Origin of the sequence: Haloterrigena salifodinae, assembly GCF_003977755.1 — an archaeon.
In the GTDB taxonomy this organism is placed as follows: Archaea; Halobacteriota; Halobacteria; order Halobacteriales; family Natrialbaceae; genus Haloterrigena; species Haloterrigena salifodinae.
The window spans coordinates 1,650,849-1,667,658 of sequence record NZ_RQWN01000001.1 but is presented as its reverse complement, the minus strand read 5'-3'; the positions used below and the strand labels follow the sequence as shown (position 1 = coordinate 1,667,658).

Genomic DNA, 16,810 nt, shown 5'->3' with positions numbered 1-16,810 from the left:
GGTGTTCGTCGGTTCTCATCGTCGGATCAGTATTCGCTCGAGACGATCGCCCAGCGACGGTTCGCGGCGGCGCCGAGGAACAGAATCCCCATCGTCAGCGGCGGCGCGAGCGCAGCCGTCGTCGCCGCCGACAGCTGCCGATTCCGGATCGGAAACGGCTCCGGCTCCGAGACGGTGACCGAACCGGCGTCGACGCCGCTGATCGCCAGGTCGTACGTTCCGGGAGCATCGAACTGGCGCTCGAACGTCACCGTTCGCTCCGTACCCGGTTGGACGATGACCGTTCTGGTATCGACGACGATCCCGTCGACCGCCAACTCGAGGGTGCGCTCGACGGGTTCGTTCGTCGGGTTCTCGACGGTCGCCGAGATCGTCGTCCGATCGCCTTTGGTGAGTTCGATGTCGGCGACCGACGCGTCGCCGATCTCGGCACCCGATCCCGTGACCGTTACCCGTTCGCTCGCCGCGCCATCCAGTCCGACGTCGTAGTCGCCGGGCCACTGCATCACCCGTTCGAAGGAGACCGTTCGCGTCTCGCCGCTCTCGATCTCGACTGTTCGGCTGTCGATGACGGTGCCGTCGACGGTCAGTTTCGCGGTGTGTCGCTTTGCCGTGTCGTTCTCGTTTCGGTAGGTCCCCTCGACCGTCACCGACTCGCCGGCCTCGAGGTTCGTCGGGGAGACTGCGAGGGACTCGAGGGTGACTCCTTGGGGTGTCTCGTTTTCGTCGTCCTCCTCGTCTTCATCGTCCTCGCCATCATCGTAGCGGACGTGTACCGTGAACGTCTCCGTCCCCGTGTGAGTGACGTGTGTATCGACCGCGACGCCGACGTGGATCGTCTCGCCCGCTGACGGCTCGATCGGGATTGCTCTAGCGATTTCGGCCGTCGGATCGTTTCCGGCGTAGAACTCGAGGCCTTCGACGTCGTTCTCGATCCAGACCCGCTGGACGTCGGTATCGGTGATCGCGATCGTGAAGACATCAGCGGTTGTTATTGCGTCTTTGTTTAGTTCCTCGAGGTCGAGTTCGAGTTGATTGTCTTGGATCGTGGCGTATTGAGACGTCGGTTCGAGGTGGACGTCATTAGCCGCCGAATTCTCACCTACCGTGATCGCGACCGTCGGAACTACGAACACGAGGAGAACGCAAGCAGCCACGGCGGTAAGTAGGACGTCGGTGGATAGCATCTGTGCGGTTCGCTGGCACGACTCGAGAGCCGTAGTTTACTGGCGACACGTTCGGTCGTTCCGTAGCCAGTGTCCTCCGTCCCCGAGAAGCGGATACCGGTATTTACCGATCTACCGAGGTCGGGTCGGGTAGACGGATCTCTACTAGCTACTGCCGTCTTCGGCGTAGAGAGTCAGCATTTCATCGCCGCCGCTATTATCGACAGCGGTATTGATTTCAGCGTCAACGGTTGTCGTTCCTCCAGCTGCAACGGTAGCGTACGCCAGATCACCGTCTGCACCTGTGTCCGGGTCGCTCAGCGTGAAGGTGACGTCCGCACCGGCGATCGAAACGGTCTGGCTTTTCGAGTGACCGTTTGCGGCACTTCCGAGGCTGACCTCAATACTGTTGCCGTCGGCAGCGTTGTTGGTGAGTTCTAAAATACCATTTACGTACGTCGTCGCATCGTCGTTGAAGCCGACGCTCTCATTGCCCGAGTCTCCCAGATCGATCGTGACAGCAGCCTCACTATCAGTGCTGCCGTCCACCGCATACGCACTATTAGTAACGCTGACGCCCAGATACGCCTGCCCGTCTCCCGTTGTCCCGACCGACACGGTTCGTTCTGCTTCCACGCTGCTAAATGCCCCCGTCCCAAGCGCTGCTCCGCCGCCCGCGACAATCGTCCCCAGTCCGACTAACACATTGCGTCGATTCATTCTCATGGTTATGGTTCCGTCTGACCGCGTGCTGGACTCCCGCCTCGAGGCGGGGAGACTTGACGCGGTTCTTACGCTCACCGTAGACGGCAACCCACTTTGTATTAGGTCGCCAGAAATACTGAAAGCTCGGTAATACACCCGTTCAAGATAGTCTTGAAGAATATATATTGGCGTCTACGGCCGCTACAACTACTGATAACGGCGAACTGGAGCAACTCATCGCCAGTAGCACTGGAAGAGGCTCGTCGGATTCTCTCCGATCGCATTGTTCGTTAGCGATCAGGATTGGTCTATTACCGATGTGATCAACACTCATTACATTTTATAATACAGTAATTAATATGGATTCGTAATGGGACGGATTGGTAGAAAAGCTGAGCTCTCTCTTTCCGAACGGGCCGACCGGGGGACGAGCCCTCAGTTAGGGATTGTATTGCTGTTCGTAATGGTATTCCTCGGCGCAACGAGTATTTACGTCGTCGGGATGGGTGCATTCGACGCCGCCGAGTCGCAGGCGTATCACGAACAGAGTCAGCAGGAACTCCGGCAGTTCGATTCGACGATATCGTCGCTCGGAAAGCAGGACGATACCCCGAAATCTGTTCAAATCAATAATTTAGACGGAGAACTGGTTACCGACGGACAGCTCGAGGTCACCGTCTCGGACGGATACGTGAACGATAGTCGTTCGATAGAGCTCGAGACGCTGGTTGCAACCGATAAGGGTGGCAACGAGTTCGCGTATCAAGCCGGCGGAGCCTGGGACGTTTCCGGCGATCGAGCGACTGCCGTTTCGGATCCGAACCTCCGGTATTACTACGAGTCGACCGAAGACGGGGAAGTCGGACGAGTCGATATCGAACCAGTCACGCTCGAGGGAAGCGTCGGCACGGGCGAGCATACGGTTCGAGAAATCCCGAATCCCGATACCGACTCGTTCGAATCGCTCGGGGAGGATATCGAGGCCGTCAGTTACACTACGGTCGAGGTCTCTGGATCGTCTTACCACCACGGTTGGTACAACTTTCTGAAAGACGAGTTCGACGCGACCGATGCCAACGACTGTGATATCTCCGGCTCGATCGACGAGAACATCATCTGCCACGACAAATCGGAAGAGACGGTTACGGTCGTCGCAAACGTCGATGGCGAGAAACCGCTCCGCGAACTCGCCGATATCGAGCCGACGGTTCGCAGTGGCCTCTACATCGACGGTGAAACGGGTACGCTACGGTCGTCACTTTCGATGAACGCGTACGAAAATCATAACGCGAATGGCGCCAGCTCCCCCGGCTTCTTGCTCGCGAATTACGATGAATTCTATCTTCACAATCACGCCGATATCGAAGGTATCCCGGTCGTAAACGGCGAACTTGGTTCGAAAGGTAATCCGTCGATCTCACCGATCGGCTATGGAGTAACCGTCAACGGGACCGAGCAGGGCGAATCGGAGAGCGGCAAGAACCTGTATCGGCTAGATGCGGAGAACGAAGGGAAGGGGAAAGGCGTCGAAGGAACGGCACTCGCCACCGAACTTTCGCAACCGTACGCCGACGTTGCTCCGATCGACGACGAGATCAAGCGGCTCCTGACGGCGTATCTCGCCGGCAACCCGTCGGCCGACGGTGACGTTTCTGCGGGCATGTACAGTGGAGAAGACGGGATCGAGTCGACGGATTCCGCCGATGGAAACGTCAATGTCGGTGTCGACGGCAATCTCGACCTCTCGAACGTCGAAATTAACGGTAACAATCAGACGAACTTCTACGTCGACGGTCACGCTGAACTCTCGAACGTCAGTATCAGACCTGACGACCGAGCGGACGCACTGTGGGTGTACGCCACCAGCGATTCGACGATTACCATCGAGGACGACTTTCAGGGGGTCGTCTACGCTCCCGGTGCCGACCTCGAGATCGAGGACGGTGTGACTATCGACGGGGCCGTCATCGCCGGCGATGCGGCCGGGCGTGGCGGCACGCTCGAAATCGGCGACGACGTTCAGATTAACTTCGATCGCTCGCTGCGGAGTGCAACACCGCTATCTGAGGAGGACACCGATCTGTTATTCGAGTACAGCAACACGCGGCCTCCGGTCGACGTAACCTTCGTTCTCGACCGGTCGGGATCGATGGGGCCGTACAACCCGTCGTCCAGAAACGCGTATGCGCCCGATTACGAGCTAGCTGTCGGTGAGAGGTGGGAACCGATTCCGACGGACGAACCGTTCCGAAATACGCATGGCTGGAAGGTGCTCCAAGTTCGAGACGAAAACGGGATGACCAGAACGCTTGAGCCCTTAGAATTTGCCCATCCTGATGACTGGACGGAGATTCGGGTCCATCCGTACTATCAGTTCCGTTACGGCTCCAGCACAGCCTCGATCGGCGTCTACGCTCACCCCGGGAACGATCCGACGGGCCAGCGTGTCGAGGCGACCAGAAACGTTATCGACGAACTCGACCCCAGCGCTGATCGGGTCGGAGTCTATGACTTCGCCGGCAGTGGTCGGACTCTCCACCCCCTTAGCGGCGATCTCGAGGCGGCAAAAGAGAGCGTCGCCGGCACCGCTTACGGCGGGACGAACATGGCCGCTGGGCTGGAAGCGGCACTCAATGATTACGCCACTCGCGGTGCCGATGACCGCGAGCGAGTCGTTATTCTCCTGAGCGACGGAAAGAACTCCAACGCTGCCAACGACGAGCGGATGGACGAACTGGTCGATCGGTCGGACGATCTCAATTACACCCTTCACACTGTCGGTCTCGCTGGCCTCGAGCACGACTCGATACCCGAGGACAAGCTCGAAGGGTGGGCGGCGGAGACCGGCGGGAACTACTACCAGACCGCCGATCCCGACGAACTGCTCGATCTCTTCGAGGAGATCGTCAACGAAGAGATCGACCTCGAGATGGATACGCAGATGCAACTCGCCGTGAACTACGAGACAGGGGGTACCGCTAACTATGCGGTACACGTTTCCGAACGGACCGTAGCGATCGACCGTTGACCACCGTCCGTTTTCGCCCGGCAGCCGGGTAGTCACGACCGGAGTTGCCATACGGTGCTGACTGATTAGTCGAGCCCGGGCCCGTACGGTGGGAAATGGACGCATTTCGCGGCAATAAGCATTATATATCAGAAAAGCGTATTTTCTCTATAATACGAACGAACCAATGGCAACGCAGATAGGGGGTAATTCGAATCAGGGGAAGATTTTCGATCTTCTGAGCAACCATCGACGGCGATACGCGATTCACTACTGCAAGCGCGAGGACGAGCCGGTCACGTTGGGGGACCTCGCCGAGCACGTCGCCGCCTGGGAACTCGACAAGGAGGTCGAGGAGATCACCTCCGCCGAACGGAAACGGGTGTACACGTCGTTACAGCAGACGCATCTGCCGACGCTCGAGCGAGCCGAGATGATCGAGTTCGATAACCGAACGATCGAACTCACGGACGAGGCCTCGGAGTTAGACGTCTATCTGGACGTCGTTCCGGCGGACTCGATCCCCTGGGGACTGTACTATCTGGGGCTGGCCATCGTCAGCTCGGTCGTGATGACGGGGCTCTGGCTCGAGGTCGTACCGACGGGGGCGGTATCCGAACTCGGCTGGGCGACGCTGGTGTTCGCGCTGTTTGCAGTATCGGCAGTTGTGCACGTGGTACAGAGCCGACGGATGCGACTCGGTGAAATGGAGCGACCACCGTAATGATGAGGCGTATTCGGGGGATATGTGACCACATTCGTCGTCAAGAAACCGTCTTCGTAACATACTTTGATCGGTATAGTCGTCTTCCTGATAATCACTCTACGAAGAGTTATACTATTTGAGTGTAATGAATACGTAATGAAACGACGTGTCTTCATGTGCGTCGGGGCCACGTCGATCGGTGTCGGTGCACTGTTCAGTACCGGCGCATTCAGCTCCCTTACCGCTGATCGGGGAGTCGCCGTCACTACTGCTGAGGATCACGAGGGAGCCCTCCTCGGAATTAAGAACATCGATACGACTGATGAGCCAGTGTTCACGAACAATACGACACTGGAAATGGACGTGAAACTGACCGATACTGATCCCGATACCACTATTTCCTTCGACGGAAACGACTCGTCGTATCGCTTTTCGCTCGGTCCGAACGGGAGCGAGACGATTACCGTAGAGACGGAAGATACTGCTCAAAGCGCACTCGTCGCTGTTACCGCCGAACTGTTCGATAACGGAACCAAGAGTGGCGAAATAACACTGAAACGCGATTTCAGCGCCCCACAGTCTGCGATAACCGACTTCACGGGAACGGCCAAAAGTCCGGGTGGAAGCGGGAAGTTCGAGTTCGAACTCGAGAACACCGGCGACAAACCCATTACTCTCACTGGAATTGGGATTGATGCGACGACGCGGAGCGATGTTCAGGCAGTAACGCCGAAAAACAACGGAGCGGCTCTCTCTGGAAACAAACGCGATCTCATCACGACGTCAATCACGATCGATAGCACAGATCCCAAGTCCCACAGTCGATATGGTTTCGATACCGACTTTGAACTCTCGCTTAATGAAACGGCCACCTTCGAACTGAGCCGGTTTACAGATGGGTCCGGTAATAAGGTTAGCATGGACGGCGAAAACGTCCGCGTGACCGCGTATTTTGGTGACGATAGTCACAAAACGTTCGATCTCTGTCTTGATGAGGCGACCTGTGGTCGCTACGAGTCGTGAATACTGTTCGCTCTGGACCTCGAATTCTGACGTTCTTTCGAGACCAACCCGAACCCCTTTTCACCACCGGCCACTGAATTCGATCCATGTCGACCGAATCGATCAGTGACCGACGCGAGCACATCCGCTCGATCAGCGTGACCGCTCTGGCCGCGCTGTTGGGTGTCGCCGCGGCGTTCGGCTCGATGGCACTGGTGGGTGACGTGTCATCGGCCGACGCGGCCGCGAACGACACGCGAACGCTCATGCTCGTCGCCGGTGCGATTCTCGCCCAGTTCGTGCTCTACGATTTCACGAGCATCTACGATGACGACGAGTTCGGACCGAAACACTACCTGTTCATCGTGTTCATGACATTTGCCCTGTGGTTCGTGACGTGGGGAATCTTGCTCACGACGGGGGCCGTCGCGTAACCATGGCCGACGACAGCATCGCCGTCGTAGACCTCGATCGGTGCCAACCCGACCGCTGTAGCTACGAGTGTAAGAACTACTGTCCGCCCAACCGGACCGGCAAGGAGTGTATCACCCTCCGTGGGGAGGAGGCCGACGAGGGCCAGCCCGACCAGGTCCACATCTCCGAGGAGATCTGTCTCGGCGAGACCTGCGGGATCTGCGTCGAGAAGTGTCCGTTCGACGCCATCGAGATCATCAACCTGCCAGAGGAACTGCAGGACGATCCCGCCCACCGCTATGGCGAAAACGCCTTCTCGCTGTACGGACTTCCTGCGCCCCAGGAAGGGCAGGTAACGGGGATTCTGGGACCCAACGGGATCGGGAAGACCACCGCCGTTCGCATCCTCGCGGGGGAACTCGAGCCGAATCTCGGCCGCCACGAGGAGTCCCCGGGCTGGGACGAGGTCCTCGAGGCCTATCGCGGCACGGAACTGCAGGATTACATCGCCGACGTGCGCGACGGCGACGTCACAATCGCGCGGAAACCACAGTACGTCGACCAGATTCCGAACAGTTTCGACGGCAACACCCGCGAGTTGCTCGAGCAGACCGACGAGCGCGGTGCCTTAGACGAGCTGGTCGAGCGGCTCTCGATCGGCCCCGTCATGGAGCAGTCGATCGACGACCTCTCGGGCGGCGAACTTCAGCGGGTCGCCATCGCGGCCACGCTGGCCCGGGACACGGACTTTTATTTCCTCGACGAGATCACGCCCTACCTCGACATCGGGCAGCGCGTCACCGCGGCGCGGCTGATCCGGGAACTCGCCGAGGAGGAGAACCGGTCGATGCTCGTCATCGAACACGACCTCGCGATCCTGGATCTGCTCGCCGATACGCTCCACGTCGCCTACGGCGAGCCCGGCGCCTACGGTGTTATCACGGCGCCCAAGTCCGTCCGCAACGGGATCAACGAGTACCTCTCGGGCTACCTCGACAACGAGAACATGCGGATCCGACCGAATCCCATCGAGTTCGAGGAACACGCTCCTCGCGCCGCGACTCGCGGCGACACACTCGTCGAGTACCCCGACCTCACCAAGAGCTACGGCGACGGCGAGTTCTCCCTTGAGGTCGAGGGCGGCGAGATCCGGGAAAACGAGGTGCTCGGCATCGTCGGTCCGAACGGGATCGGGAAGTCCACCTTCGCGAAGCTCCTGACGGGCAATCTCGAACCGGACGAGGGCGACGCGGACCTCGATCTAGACATCTCCTACAAGCCCCAGTACGTCACGATCGACCAGCACATGCGGGTCGACGCCTTCCTCTCCTCGATCACGGACCAGTTCGGCTCCTCGTACTGGAACACCGAGATCGCTCAGCCGCTCCAACTCGAGCGGATCATGGAGCAGAACCTCTCGGACCTCTCGGGCGGCGAGCGCCAGCGGGTGGCCATCGCGGCCTGCCTCTCCGAATCGGCCGACCTCTACCTGCTCGACGAACCCTCGGCTCACCTCGACGTCGAACAGCGCGTTCAGGCGACCAAGGCGATCCGACGCTACGCCGAACAGCAGGACGCGACGGTCATGGTCATCGACCACGACATCTACATGATCGACCTGCTGGCCGACCGGCTGATGGTCTTCGACGGTGAACCCGCCGTCCAGGGCCGCGCTGGCCAGCCCCAGCCGATGCGCGACGGGATGAACGAGTTCCTCGCGAACCTCGAGGTCACGTTCCGCCGCGACGAGCGGACCTCGCGACCGCGGATCAACAAGCCCGAGTCGCAACTCGACAAACAGCAGAAGCAGAACGGCGAGTACTACTACGCGCCCTAACGTCGGTCCTGACCGATCTTTCGTCCGAACGATACTGATATCCGAACCGGTGAGCCGTGGCTCCAGTCAGCAGAGATCCGAAGCGACCTTCTGGCCCGATGATCAGCTAATCAGCCGCTGACAGCTCCCGCAGAGGTTCTCTTCTTTGATATCGACCTCGCGGACCGTCGGCGAGAAGTTCATGACACAGCGGTTGTTGTCGCAGTGTTCTAACCCGTAGGTGTGGCCGATCTCGTGGACGATCTCCTTGCGGACTCGATCCTCGAAGATATCCTCGGCGCTCTGATTCGAGAAGCCGCCGTCGCTCGAGGTCTGGAGGCGATAGGTCGAGACGACGCTCCCGCTGCCGTCGAGGTAGGCCAGCCCGAAGACGTAATTGCGCCGGCGGTAGAAGAGGTCGTGTGGCGTGATCGCGATGTTTTTCGTCCCGCGGCCGACCCGTTCGGCGAGCTGGATGAACGTTTCGGCGGCGTACTGGTTCCGGTCGGCGTCGTAAGCACCGTTGGGGATCGACTGCGAGTCGTTGACAGTGACGTCGCAGTCGTAAACCGATCGCAACGCTGTAGAGGCCGCCCGCTTGACGTTCGCGGGGACGTTGCCGACCGGCACGATATCGACGAGCATGGCAAGGGCTATGGCCGCGGGTGGCATAAACGTCCCGCCGTGGCCCACTCTCGCCGGAACGCGGAGACGCTGCTCGAGACCCTGACCAAGTACGATCGGCTCGTCGAGGTCGGGATCGGTCGTCGGACCGACGTGGCGGCCGCGCTGGCCGATCGCGGCGTCGCCGTCACCGCGACGGACGTCCACGACCGGTCGGTCCCCGACGGCGTGCGGTTCGTCCGCGACGATATCGTCGACCCCGACCCGGCGGTCTACGCCGCGACTGACGCGATTTACGCGCTGAACCTTCCCCCGGAACTCCACCGACCGGCGCTCGCGGTCGCCCGCGAGGCCGACGCCGACCTCCTGTTTACGACCCTCGGCGGCGACCAGCCCGCGATCCCGGTCGAACGCCGGACGATCGAGACGGGAACGCTGTACGTCGCTCGAGCGGCGGCCGGACGCCGGCGGTGATCGTCGGCCGCGCCCCATTGTTCGTGGTCGAAGGAATTACCACCGTTCGGAACAGTTCAGTTACCGATGATCCCTGATGCCGCTTCGCCCCTTGTCGCGACCCTCGCCGTTCTCGTCGCGGTGACGGTGATCGTCTCCGTCGTCGGCTCTATCACCCGAGTCGTAATGCGCCTCCTCGCCGCCCCCGGCGTCGTCGTCCACGAACTCGCCCACAAGCAAGTCTGTCACCTCGTCGGGGTGCCCGTCAAAGAGGTCGTCTACTTCCGGTTCGGCGACCCGCCGGGCTACGTCCGCCACGCCCAGCCCGGACGGTACCGCGAGTCGTTCGCGATCAGCGTCGCCCCGTTTCTGGTCAACACCGTCGTCTCGGTCGCGGCCTTCCTCGGGTTCGCCGCGCTCGCGTCGTCGCTCGGAATCGCGGACGCCCTCGCTACCGCGACCGCGGACCCGATTGCGTCGGTGACCGCACTGCGCGACGGTCTCGCGGCGGCCTCGAGCGGCGAACTCGCGCTCGCAATCGCGCTGGGATGGCTCGGCCTCGCGGTCGGCGTGCAGGCGTTCCCGAGCACCGGCGACGCGAACACGCTCTGGACGCACTCCCGCTCGGAGTGGCGGCGACGACCGGTCGTCCTGCTCGGCGTCCCCGTCGTCGTCGTGATTTACGTCGTGAACCTGCTCTCGTGGCTGTGGGCCGACGTCCTGTACGCGCTGGGGCTCTGTCTGCTGGCGTTCTACGCGGTCGGCGGGCTCGGGTTCTGAGGGATCGCGTCGTTCCTGGTCGCTGCGCCGGGAGACGCAGGTCGCACATAGTTGGGGCGTTCCCACGAGCGGAATCCGACCGCCTTTATCTTCGGCGGCCCGTCTGGACGGGTATGAACGCAGACGCCGTCGTGTTAGACGTCGACGGAGTGCTCGTCGACGTCGCCGACTCTTACCGACGCGCGATCGTCGACTCCGTCGAGCGCGTCTACGACCGGACGATCCGCAAGGCCGACATCCAGCAGTTCAAGGACGCCGGCGGGTTCAACAACGACTGGGAACTGACCTACGCCGCCGCGCTGTACGTCCTCGCGACCGGCGAGGGGTACGGCGCGTCGATCGACGACTTCACGGACGAGATCGCCGCCCGCGGCGGCGGCCTCGAGGCCGCCGAGGACGCGATCCGCGCAGATCTCGGTGCCCGAGCGACCCAGCGCGTTCTCGAGCGCTGGGACCGCGAGCGGCTTCGCGACGTCTTCCAGCAACTGTACCTCGGCGCCGATCTCTACCGGGGGCTCGAGGGCGGCGAGCCCGACGTCGAGACGCGCGGGTTCATCCACGACGAACCGGTCCTGCTCGAGGAGTCGACCCGCGACGCGATCGTCGAGGACGATGCGATCGACGTCGGAATCCTGACGGGGCGGCCGGAAGCCGAGGCCGAGATCGCCCTCGAGCGCGTCGGCCTCGAGGCGGCGATTCCGCTCGAGCATCGGTTCACGATGGACGACTGGGAGGAAGGGAAGCCCCACCCGCGGGCGCTGACGACGCTCGCCGAACGGTTCGACGCTGACAGCGTGGTCTTCGTCGGCGACACGTTAGACGACGTTCGGACGGCCAATAACGCTCGTGAGGCGGACCCGGACCGCGAGTACCACGGGATCGGCGTCCTCACGGGCGGTCTCACCGGTGAGGAGGGGCGTCAGAAGTACGAGACCGAGGACGCCTCGGCCGTCCTCGAGTCGATCAACGCGTTGCCCGACCTGCTCGAGTCGTAGGGCGTTCGGTCCCGCTACCGGCTACTGATCGCTCGAGTACGTTCCAAGCCCCGGGTAATCGACGACGATCCCGTCGACGCCGGCGGCGGCCAGCGCCTCGAACTGGCGCCAGTTCTCGGCCGTCCAGACGTTGACCGTCCGGCCCTCGGCGTGGGCGTCCTTGAGCACGTCGATCTCGGGCCCGCCGGCGCCGAACCCGGCGTACTCGGTGTCAGCCAGCGCCGTCCCGGCGATCGCGTTTCTCGGCGGGTGGATCGCCTCGCAGTCGTAGCGGCGGGCAATCTCGAGTCCCGCCTCGAGGTCGTCCCAGACGAGCGTCGCGGCGGCGTACCGAGGAGCGATCTCGCGGACGGTCGCGAGCGCGCCCTCACAGAACGACGAGAAGAGGAGTTCGCCGTCGAACGCGTCGCAGGTTTCGATCACGCGCTCGACGAACGGCGTCCAGACCTCGCGGCGGTCGGCCCGATCCTCGGCTGGGAGGGACTCGCCGAACCGCAGGTCGGCCGTCCCCGGATTTTTGAGTTCGACGTTGACGCCGACCGTTTCGGGGATCGCCTCGAGCAGTTCCGCGAGCGTCGGCACCGTCTCGTCGGTCCCGAGGACGCGTGCGGCTCGGATTTCCTCGAGCGACGTTTCCCAGACGAGGCCCGTTGCGTCGGTCAGCGGACGGCCGTCGCGGGTATCGGTGCCCTCGAGGCGCTCGTCGTGGATCACGACCGGCGTGCCGCAGGCCGCGGGCTGGACGTCGATCTCGAGCATCGCCGTTTCGTCGTTCGCTGCCGCATTTGTGGCCGCTGCGACGGTGTTCTCCGGGGCGACGCCGGCGTAACCGCGGTGGGCGATCACCGCTGGACTGTCCATGGTCGGAGGACGACGGCGGGGCTAATGGAGGCTGTGTTCTCGTGGGTATTCGTCGGAGGATAGCGTTCGATGACTCGAGGAAACAAATCTCGCACGCTGCTCATCCTGGCAACGGGGATTGCCACACCCTCCCCAACCGATTTCTGCTCACGGGCGCTGCGGGACGGCTCCGCCGTCCCGACAATCGCGGCGCGTTGCGCCGCGCTCTGCCCGTTCGCATGGTTCGCGGAACCTCCGGTTCCACGCTAACGCTCACTCGCTGCGCTCGCTCACACATCCACTGTCAGAGTGAGTTCTGACAAGCTGCTGAAAAATTGGGGATTTTTCGCATCACGAGACGGCGAAGCCGTCTCGAACGACTTCGTTCGTTCACTCACGAAGATCTCGCACGACTTCGCGCCGTGGTTCGCTGTTCGCTTACCACGTCCCAGCGCGCGCCACCGCACTCAGTTCGTCAGTCCGAAGGTCGATAGTTCCTGTCACCGCGCCTCGAGTCCAACGGCGTCGGCGAGCAGTTCGTGCGAGCGCAGCGTCGTTTCGGGGTCTGCGTGCTGGCTCTGGATCACGACCTCGTCGACCCCGGCCTGTGCGGTCAGTTCCTCGAGGATCTCGCGGGCCGTCTCCGGCCCGCCGGAGAGGTACCGCGGCCAGTCGCCGGGTTCGATGTCCGTCGGCGTCGGATCGGGCACCCCGCCGAGGACGTCGATCGCCCGGTCGACCGACCGGATCGGGAGTCGGTCGACCTGCCCGTTGCGGAGCAGTCGCGACGAGGCTTCGGCGGTCGCGCGGAGCCGCGCGGCCTCCGCGTCGGTCTCGGCGCAGGTCATGTTCACCGCGATGGCGCCGCTGGGCTCCTCGAGGCCGGCGCCGTCCGGCGAGGGCTCGAAGTGCTCCCGGTAGGTGTCGAACGCCTGCACGGCCGGCTCGGGGCGGATGAACGCGGCGAAACAGTACGGCAGTCCCAGTTCGCCGGCGATCTTCGCGCTCGCGGGACTCGAGCCGTGGACCCAGATTTCGGGCGCGGAGTCGCCCGACCGGGGGATCTCGAGTTCGCCGAACGGGTGGTCGTCCGCGAATCCGTCATGGAAGTGGCTTGCGACCTCGTCGATCTTCTCCGCCTGATCGTCGCCGGTCCGTCGCCGCTGGCTGCGATCCGGCTGGAGGGCGAGGTCGCTCGCCGGGTTCCCCGTCGCCCGGCCCAGACCGAGGTCGATCCGGCCGGGCTCCAGGGCGTCGAGGACGCCGAACGTCTCGGCGACCTTGTACGGGCTGTAGTGGTTGAGCAATACGGTACCCGAGCCGACCCGGATCTCGTCGGTCTTCGCGGCGACGTAGGGGATCACCACCTCCGGCGTCGTGCTCGCGACGGAGTCGGTGAAGTCGTGGTGTTCGGCCACCCAGAACCGCGAGTAGCCGAGTTGCTCGGCCCGCTGGGCGCGTTTGACCGTGTGGTCGAACGCCTCTGTCGCGGTACCGTCCTCCGGCATCGGTGCGAGATCGACGATCGAGAGCTCCATACCTCGTGATGGGGGCAGCGCGGGAAGTGTGTAGCCTTTCGCCGAGCCCTTGCCGACTCTCGGTCGGCGACGGCTCCGTACCCGACCACTGACGGCCCAGCTTTCACCCCGCTCGCACCCGAAGCCGTTCCCATGACCGAGACCACCCTCGAGGACGTCGAACGGAGCCTCGACCGCGCGACCGACCTCGAGACCGACGAGGCGGTGTCAGTCCTGCGGACCGCTCGCCAGGATATCGAAAATCTCGGGAACGATCCCGACGTCGACGAGGGGCGACGGCAGGAACTCGAAGAGCGCCTCGACCAGCGCATTCGCGAGATCAAAGAGCGCGACGCGTACGACAGCGGGCTTGGCGCGGCGATGAACCCAGAGGACGACGACGCGCCCTGAGGTTTCCGTCGCCGTGCGTTGGTGTCGATCCTGTCATCTTTATCGGGACCAGCGATAACTCGTTAGTATGACAACAGATTCCGGACGGGATGTCGGCTCAGACGACGTGGTGGTTGCCCTCGAGCGAGACGAACTGTATACGGTCATCCGGACCGCCGTCAGGGACGCGCTGCTCGACGTCCTCGGAACGGTCTTGCTGCTCGGCCTCGCGCTTCTGTTCGTAGCCACGGGCGCTCGAGTGCTGGCCGATCCCTCGTCGGGCGGAACCGCACTTGGAATCGGCGGGATCCTCGTCGGCTTCGGGATCGCCGCGTCGGCCCTCGGACTCGGGCCGTCGATCCGCGAGTGAGCCGATCTGGCGGCTATTCCTTGATCTCGGAAAATCCGGCGATATCGGCCGGCCTCCACCCCTTTTATTCGGATGCCGTCCCGAAAGGCGAGTATGCGAATCGCACTACTCGGCGGAACCGGCGATATCGGGCAGGGGCTGGCCCTGCGCTTTGCACGCGATACGGATCACGAAGTCCTCATCGGCTCGCGCGATCCCGAGAAGGCCCGCGACGCGGTCGACACCTACGAGGAGAACCTCGAGTCCCGCGGCGCCGACGCGGACGTCAAGGGCTTCGCCAACGAGATGGCGGCCGACCGGGCCGACGTCGTCGTTCTCAGCGTCCCGCCGTACTACGCCGGTGACACCGTCGAAGCCGTCGCCGACAACCTCGATTCCGACACGATCCTGGTCACCCCCGCGGTCGGCATGCAGGGCGACGAGGACGGCCTGCACTACCACCCGCCGGGAACCGGCAGCGTCACCCAACTGGTCGCCGAACGAGCGCCCGACGAGGTGCCCGTCGTCGGCGCTTTCCATAACCTCGCGGCCGACGCGCTCTCGGATCTGGACAACGAGCTGGACCTGGACACCCTCCTCGTCGCTGACGACGATGACGCCAAGGAGACCGTCCGCAACCTCGCCAACGAGATCGAGGGCCTGCGCGCGCTCGACGTCGGTCCCCTCGCGAACGCGGCCGAGGTCGAGAGCGTCACGCCACTCGTGATCAACATCGCAAAGTACAACGACGACCTGCACGACGTCGGTGTGAAGTTTAATTGAACGTCTATCGGCGTTTCTGTCGCACTCCGGTCGAACCACGTGCGGTGGCGCGCGCTATCGATCGGCCGAGCGATAGCGAGGATCGATCGACGACTCTGCGCGAGGGATGAGTGAACGAACGAAGTGAGTGAGCGAATCGGCTGGGGAGGCGTGTGGAAACCCTCGCCGCCAGCATGAGCAGAACGCTCGAGTCTTCGTCTGTCTTTGTAATCGTTGCAATCTGATTCCTTGGATGAACAACTCGAGGACGGACGAACTCGAGGAGAGGCGGCGGTTTTTCACCCTTCCCCACCTACGACAAGCCATGCGAATCGTCACGACGCTCCCCTCGGCGACCGAAACCGTGGCCGCGCTCGGGATCGAACCCGTGGGCGTCTCCCACGAGTGCGACTATCCGCCCGGCGTCGAGTCGGTCCCATCGGTCACCGACTCGAGGATCGACGCCGACGCCTCGAGTTCGGAGATCGACGAACAGGTGCTCGAGACCGCCGACGACGGGGGCGTCTACGACGTCGACACCGAACTCCTCGAGGCCCTCGAGCCGGACCTGATCGTCACGCAGGGGATGTGTGACGTCTGTGCAGTCGACGAAGTGGTCATGGAGGACGCTATCGAGGAGATCGACGCGGACCCGGAGATTCTCACTACCGATCCGCACAGTGTCGACGACATGCTCGAGGACCTCGAGCGGATCGGCCGCGCGGCGGGTCGCGAGGAACACGCTCGAGCGGTTCGCGCGGACCTCGAGTCCCGAATCGACGCCGTTCGAGAGCGAACCGCCGGAGCAGACCTCGAGCCTGACGACCGGCCCCGCGTCGCGATCTTCGACTGGACTGACCCCGTCATGATCGCGGGCCACTGGACCGCCGACTTGGTCGACTGGGCCGGCGGCGAGTACGGACTGGCCGATCCGGGCCAGCGCTCGAGTCCCCGCGAGTGGGCCTCCATCCGCGAGTACGACCCCGAACTGATCGTCGTCGCGCCCTGCGGCTTCGGCCTCGAGCAGACTGCTGAGAACACGACGGACCTCACCGAGCACGAGGGGTGGGACGACCTCACCGCGGTCCGCGAGGGCCGCGTCTGGGCGATGGACGGTCACCACTACCTGAACCGGCCGGGTCCGCGACTGGTGGATACCCTCGAGGCGCTGGCCCCGGTCGTCCAGCCGGAGCTGTTCGACTCCGAGACGCCGCCCGTCGCGCTCGAGGAGATCGCGGTCCCCTTCGAGCAGTTGACCGATCGACTCGAGGCGGAGGCATAGCT

Annotated in this window: 17 protein-coding genes; 12 read left to right on the top strand and 5 right to left on the bottom strand. The window is 62.9% G+C overall.

Features of this window, described 5'->3' with window-relative positions:
• Positions 1-26 precede the first annotated feature (26 nt).
• Both EH209_RS08355 and EH209_RS08350 read right to left on the bottom strand, forming a co-directional pair.
• On the bottom strand, positions 27-1,187 hold the full coding sequence (locus tag EH209_RS08355; protein ID WP_126662409.1) for a CARDB domain-containing protein: 1,161 nt from the start codon (positions 1,185-1,187) through the stop codon (positions 27-29).
• 144 nt (positions 1,188-1,331) lie between these two features.
• Positions 1,332-1,802 (bottom strand): hypothetical protein, encoded by a 471-nt coding sequence (locus tag EH209_RS08350; RefSeq protein ID WP_164721972.1) that lies wholly within the window; start codon positions 1,800-1,802, stop codon positions 1,332-1,334.
• Between the two features lie 439 nt (positions 1,803-2,241).
• Between EH209_RS08350 and EH209_RS08345 the strand changes: the two genes are divergently transcribed.
• The 5 genes from EH209_RS08345 to EH209_RS08325 all read left to right on the top strand — a co-directional run bounded on the left by EH209_RS08345 (position 2,242) and on the right by EH209_RS08325 (position 8,837).
• Positions 2,242-4,899 (top strand): DUF7289 family protein, encoded by a 2,658-nt coding sequence (locus EH209_RS08345; protein WP_449271905.1) that lies wholly within the window; start codon positions 2,242-2,244, stop codon positions 4,897-4,899.
• 166 nt (positions 4,900-5,065) lie between these two features.
• Positions 5,066-5,602, top strand: a complete 537-nt coding sequence (locus EH209_RS08340; protein ID WP_211338332.1) for a DUF7344 domain-containing protein — start codon at positions 5,066-5,068, stop codon at positions 5,600-5,602.
• A gap of 138 nt (positions 5,603-5,740) precedes the next feature.
• Positions 5,741-6,607, top strand: coding sequence for a hypothetical protein (locus tag EH209_RS08335; RefSeq protein ID WP_126662406.1), 867 nt, complete (start codon positions 5,741-5,743; stop codon positions 6,605-6,607).
• Between the two features lie 86 nt (positions 6,608-6,693).
• Positions 6,694-7,020 carry an EMC6-like membrane protein gene (locus tag EH209_RS08330; protein WP_126662405.1) on the top strand — a complete coding sequence of 109 codons (327 nt, stop codon included), beginning with the start codon at positions 6,694-6,696 and terminating at the stop codon, positions 7,018-7,020.
• A gap of 2 nt (positions 7,021-7,022) precedes the next feature.
• Positions 7,023-8,837 carry a ribosome biogenesis/translation initiation ATPase RLI gene (locus EH209_RS08325; protein WP_126662404.1) on the top strand — a complete coding sequence of 605 codons (1,815 nt, stop codon included), beginning with the start codon at positions 7,023-7,025 and terminating at the stop codon, positions 8,835-8,837.
• A 102-nt stretch (positions 8,838-8,939) separates the two neighbouring features.
• Here EH209_RS08325 and EH209_RS08320 read toward each other — a convergent pair whose 3' ends face one another.
• Complete coding sequence (locus EH209_RS08320; RefSeq protein ID WP_126662403.1) at positions 8,940-9,461, bottom strand: archaemetzincin family Zn-dependent metalloprotease; 522 nt, start codon at positions 9,459-9,461, stop codon at positions 8,940-8,942.
• Between the two features lie 39 nt (positions 9,462-9,500).
• Between EH209_RS08320 and EH209_RS08315 the strand changes: the two genes are divergently transcribed.
• The 3 genes from EH209_RS08315 to EH209_RS08305 all read left to right on the top strand — a co-directional run bounded on the left by EH209_RS08315 (position 9,501) and on the right by EH209_RS08305 (position 11,668).
• Positions 9,501-9,914, top strand: a complete 414-nt coding sequence (locus EH209_RS08315; RefSeq protein ID WP_126662402.1) for a UPF0146 family protein — start codon at positions 9,501-9,503, stop codon at positions 9,912-9,914.
• A gap of 66 nt (positions 9,915-9,980) precedes the next feature.
• Complete coding sequence (locus EH209_RS08310; RefSeq protein ID WP_126662401.1) at positions 9,981-10,673, top strand: metalloprotease family protein; 693 nt, start codon at positions 9,981-9,983, stop codon at positions 10,671-10,673.
• A gap of 113 nt (positions 10,674-10,786) precedes the next feature.
• On the top strand, positions 10,787-11,668 hold the full coding sequence (locus EH209_RS08305; protein ID WP_126662400.1) for a TIGR01548 family HAD-type hydrolase: 882 nt from the start codon (positions 10,787-10,789) through the stop codon (positions 11,666-11,668).
• A gap of 21 nt (positions 11,669-11,689) precedes the next feature.
• Here EH209_RS08305 and EH209_RS08300 read toward each other — a convergent pair whose 3' ends face one another.
• The gene (locus EH209_RS08300; RefSeq protein ID WP_126662399.1) at positions 11,690-12,529 is read right to left on the bottom strand and encodes a glycerophosphodiester phosphodiesterase; all 840 of its coding nucleotides are present in this window, start codon (positions 12,527-12,529) and stop codon (positions 11,690-11,692) included.
• Between the two features lie 479 nt (positions 12,530-13,008).
• Positions 13,009-14,046: an LLM class flavin-dependent oxidoreductase gene (locus EH209_RS08295; RefSeq protein WP_126662398.1), complete on the bottom strand. Its 1,038-nt coding sequence runs from the start codon at positions 14,044-14,046 to the stop codon at positions 13,009-13,011.
• A gap of 132 nt (positions 14,047-14,178) precedes the next feature.
• On the opposite strand from EH209_RS08295, the gene EH209_RS08290 reads away from it, so the two are divergent.
• The 4 genes from EH209_RS08290 (at position 14,179) to EH209_RS08275 (ending at position 16,808) form a co-directional block, all read left to right on the top strand.
• The gene (locus tag EH209_RS08290) at positions 14,179-14,436 is read left to right on the top strand and encodes a hypothetical protein (protein ID WP_126662397.1); all 258 of its coding nucleotides are present in this window, start codon (positions 14,179-14,181) and stop codon (positions 14,434-14,436) included.
• 67 nt (positions 14,437-14,503) lie between these two features.
• On the top strand, positions 14,504-14,785 hold the full coding sequence (locus EH209_RS08285) for a hypothetical protein (protein ID WP_229380070.1): 282 nt from the start codon (positions 14,504-14,506) through the stop codon (positions 14,783-14,785).
• Positions 14,786-14,878: 93 nt separating this feature from the next.
• Complete coding sequence (gene npdG, locus EH209_RS08280; protein WP_126662396.1) at positions 14,879-15,547, top strand: NADPH-dependent F420 reductase; 669 nt, start codon at positions 14,879-14,881, stop codon at positions 15,545-15,547.
• A 304-nt stretch (positions 15,548-15,851) separates the two neighbouring features.
• On the top strand, positions 15,852-16,808 hold the full coding sequence (locus tag EH209_RS08275) for a cobalamin-binding protein (RefSeq protein ID WP_126662395.1): 957 nt from the start codon (positions 15,852-15,854) through the stop codon (positions 16,806-16,808).
• Positions 16,809-16,810 lie beyond the last annotated feature (2 nt).